4 protein-coding genes, 2 tRNA genes and 2 pseudogenes are annotated in these 3,087 nt (G+C 36.9%); 3 read left to right on the top strand and 5 right to left on the bottom strand.

Features of this window, described 5'->3' with window-relative positions; all coding sequences use genetic code 11:
* Positions 1 to 135 (top strand): transposase (locus LPKJCM_RS04060; protein ID WP_143810593.1); only part of this gene is annotated, 135 nt, incomplete at its 5' end.
* On the opposite strand, the pseudogene LPKJCM_RS04055 reads toward LPKJCM_RS04060, so the two are convergent.
* From LPKJCM_RS04055 to LPKJCM_RS04040, 4 genes and pseudogenes are all read right to left on the bottom strand, one after another.
* Positions 135 to 311: pseudogene (locus LPKJCM_RS04055) on the bottom strand (glutamate:gamma-aminobutyrate antiporter); the annotation flags it as partial. The gene LPKJCM_RS04060 and the pseudogene LPKJCM_RS04055 sit on opposite strands and share 1 nt — an antisense overlap.
* A 118-nt stretch (positions 312 to 429) precedes the next feature.
* On the bottom strand, positions 430 to 1,014 hold the full coding sequence (locus tag LPKJCM_RS04050; RefSeq protein WP_057962414.1) for a TetR/AcrR family transcriptional regulator C-terminal domain-containing protein: 585 nt from the start codon (positions 1,012 to 1,014) through the stop codon (positions 430 to 432).
* A 172-nt stretch (positions 1,015 to 1,186) separates the two neighbouring features.
* Positions 1,187 to 1,258, bottom strand: a tRNA-Gln gene (locus LPKJCM_RS04045).
* A 6-nt stretch (positions 1,259 to 1,264) separates the two neighbouring features.
* Positions 1,265 to 1,336, bottom strand: a tRNA-Glu gene (locus LPKJCM_RS04040).
* Positions 1,337 to 1,674: 338 nt separating this feature from the next.
* On the opposite strand from LPKJCM_RS04040, the gene LPKJCM_RS04035 reads away from it, so the two are divergent.
* Complete coding sequence (locus LPKJCM_RS04035) at positions 1,675 to 2,280, top strand: TIGR01440 family protein (RefSeq protein WP_057962413.1); 606 nt, start codon at positions 1,675 to 1,677, stop codon at positions 2,278 to 2,280.
* Positions 2,280 to 2,798 carry an ECF transporter S component gene (locus LPKJCM_RS04030; RefSeq protein ID WP_057962412.1) on the top strand — a complete coding sequence of 173 codons (519 nt, stop codon included), beginning with the start codon at positions 2,280 to 2,282 and terminating at the stop codon, positions 2,796 to 2,798. The genes LPKJCM_RS04035 and LPKJCM_RS04030 overlap by 1 nt, the downstream gene beginning before the upstream one ends.
* A 67-nt stretch (positions 2,799 to 2,865) precedes the next feature.
* On the opposite strand, the pseudogene LPKJCM_RS13450 reads toward LPKJCM_RS04030, so the two are convergent.
* Positions 2,866 to 3,087 (bottom strand): annotated as a pseudogene (locus tag LPKJCM_RS13450) (IS30 family transposase); the annotation flags it as partial.

Genomic DNA, 3,087 nt, shown 5'->3' with positions numbered 1-3,087 from the left:
CGTTGGGTAGTCGAACGATCTTTTAGTTGGCTAGAGAATTGTCGGCGCCTTTGGAAAAATTGTGAGCGTCAATTAACCACCAGTCTGCAAATGGTCGTTTTAGCGTTTTTAGCACTATTACTTAAGAGATTTTAGACAGCTTCTAAGAAAAGATAAAAGAATGCTACTGGACCTTGTTTAGCCAAGGCCGCAAAACCATAAACCGTCATAACCATTGAAGTGGTCATTGAGAAAAGCTGAAAACCATTAATCTGGTTAGCACTTTTCTTAACACCTACATCAGATGTCTTCTGTTCGTCCAACTTAATCATTCCTTCCGAAATAAAGGGATATTTGAACGGGCGCTCGTTGTCTTTCGTAATTACAGTATGTACTATAAATCACAAATGGCAGTTCCGAAATAGACACTGACGCAGATGTGTATAAATTTTAGACAGATTGAGGCTTGTGGCTGGAAACGTTTTCACTTTTAGTGCCACCCAACATATGCATCAACGTTTCCCGGTCGATTTCTGCAATATCTTTAACAAGAAATTCAGGATTTTCTCGCATTCCTCCCCGAAACCAACTCAATACAATTCCTTGCATGCCATATTTTAGAACTTGAATATTTGGCTTTTTATCAAATATATAATCCGAACAATTTCCTTTTAAAGATAAAATCAACTTTTTTAAAATGATCACGATTGCTTCTAATACGAAGTCATTAAAAAGACTGGAAGCACTCGACTCATCAATGTGATAGAAAAACGTTGGATGCATATCAATGTATCTAAAGATGTGTAAGTAACATTCACTCCAATTCTCAGTCGTCACATCACCTATGATTTCTTGGGATTGGTTATCTAGATATGCTCGCAAGCAGTCATATTTATCTTCAAAGTGATAATAGAAAGTTTGGCGATTGACTTGACTTGCTTTAACAATATCTTTAACCGTGATGTCATTAAATGACTTCTTTTCGATTAATTGGCTCAGCGATTCACACATTCTTATTTCTGTATATGATTTCATAAATATAGGCCCCTTTAACCTTATGATATCAAGCGCTTTTCAACTTTTTATAACCTGTTACAAGCCGAAGTATAACGCTTTATCATTAAGGCGATCTAATACTGAAATGATAAAGTCTTATTAGTATTAAAAAGCTCCCAGAACTAGAATTAATGAAGTCCTGGAAGCTTAATTGGGTTAGCTGGGATCGAACCAGCGCATAACGGGATCAAAACCCGTTGCCTTACCGCTTGGCTATAACCCAATAATATGACCCGTACGGGATTCGGACCCATGTTATCGCCGTGAAAGGGCGGTGTCTTAACCACTTGACCAACGGGTCATCCGTTGAACAGGTTTTATTATGCACCAAAAAACGTATAAATGTCTTATACAAAACTGCAACATTGTCTAAAAAATCGATACAATTGCCGACAAAACAGTATTTATAAGTGTTTTTTTTGACATTTAACCGCTTTCATGTTTTGCTTGTGAAGCGTATACTTAGCCATCGAAAAAGATTGAATAGGTAAATATTACGATTCGGGCATATTGTAATCGTTTCCAAAGAATGTGATTTTTATAACACATTACATTTTTTGGTTTTCACGAAATTCTTTAAATTTTTATCTTCTAATCCTTAAACTTTTTCGTAAACAACTTATAAAAGAGGTAAACAATATGAATGTCGAACTAAATGACAATCTGAAATTAATTCAGGAAAATACTGAAAATGTCTTAACGGACTATTTCAATAATGTCAAGTTTCCTAAGAACGGTATTTTTGTTTTGGGTTGTAGCACTAGTGAGGTTAGTGGTGAATGGATGGGGACAAATCCTAGTTTAAATATTGGACGAATCATTATAGATACACTGGAAGACTTTCTATTACCAAGACATATCAGTCTAGCAATTCAAGGATGTCAACACATAAACAGAGCTTTGTTAGTTGAAAGAGAAGTCGCAGAACGTCACAATCTAGAAATTGTATCTGTTGTCCCTGCCATGCATGCTGGTGGTGGATCTCAAGTCGCGGCATATAGAAGAATGGCAGATCCAGTTGAAGTAGAACACATTTCTGCTTTCGGTGGCATGGATATTGGTGGAACTGAAATTGGCATGCATGTTAAATTTGTACAAGTCCCAATCCGCACTACACATCACCACATTGGCGCTGCAAATGTAGTTTTTCTCTCTTCCCGTCCCAAACTAATTGGTGGTCCAAGAGCTATGTATAACTTTACGGAGGAAAATACTGAAGACTATGTACTGGAAGGCAATCACTAATGGATCATCAAAAAAGTGTCGGAAGTAAAAGTATAACTAATAACCTTTTCAAAATTGTCTTAACTGCAATGTTTATTGCCATCACCGTCGCGATTAGCCGATTCTTAATCATCCCTGTACCTATGACACACGGCTATATTAACTTATGTGACGCTGGGATCTTTATCAGTGCTATCTTAATTGGCCCACTAGCCGGTGGAATTGTCGGAGGTGCAAGTGGCTTCATTTTAGACTTAACAGCCGGTTATTCACAATATATGTGGTTTTCGCTCATTGTTCACGGTATTGAGGGCTTAATAGTCGGTCTTATATGCCATAGGGATAATAATTTAAAATGGGAAAAAATTATAGCTGTTATCGTCGGAATTATTATCATGGTTACTGGTTATTTTGTTGTAGACTCAATCCTATACACAGTTTTTGCGGGCTTTATTGGTATTGGATCAAACATCATTCAAGGAGTAGCAGGAGCAATTATCGCATGCATCGTGACTCCAAAGTTAAAAAGAAGGTTTTGATTAATATTGAAATCTCTGACTAGCTCCGGAGTTTAAAACTTTTTTCTATTATTGGTAGATTGCAAATTTAATCCGAATTTTTTGACAAATTGGTCAGCATAACCTGATACGGTGTTTGCCAGTCGAGTATTTTAAGCGGTCGCTGGTTAATTTGGAGTAACGTCGTCGTTAAATCTTGAGCACTAATGTGCTCAAAACGAGTCCCTTTAGGATAAAAATAACGTAAATTCCGATTAAAGCGTTCATTACTACCACGTTCAGCTGGAGTATAAGCATGGCAGTAATAGGT

The organism is Lentilactobacillus parakefiri (assembly GCF_002157585.1).
GTDB classification, from domain to species: domain Bacteria; phylum Bacillota; class Bacilli; order Lactobacillales; family Lactobacillaceae; genus Lentilactobacillus; species Lentilactobacillus parakefiri.
The sequence above is the reverse complement of the archived record's forward strand: the minus strand, read 5'-3'. Positions and strand labels throughout refer to the sequence as shown.

What these genes read in the sequence shown, in the direction of transcription:
- LPKJCM_RS04030 (WP_057962412.1), top strand. Translation starts at nt 2,280, where the DNA reads ATGGATCATCAAAAAAGTGTCGGAAGTAAAAGTATAACTAATAACCTT.
- LPKJCM_RS04050 (WP_057962414.1), bottom strand. Translation starts at nt 1,014, where the DNA reads ATGAAATCATATACAGAAATAAGAATGTGTGAATCGCTGAGCCAATTA.
- LPKJCM_RS04035 (WP_057962413.1), top strand. Translation starts at nt 1,675, where the DNA reads ATGAATGTCGAACTAAATGACAATCTGAAATTAATTCAGGAAAATACT.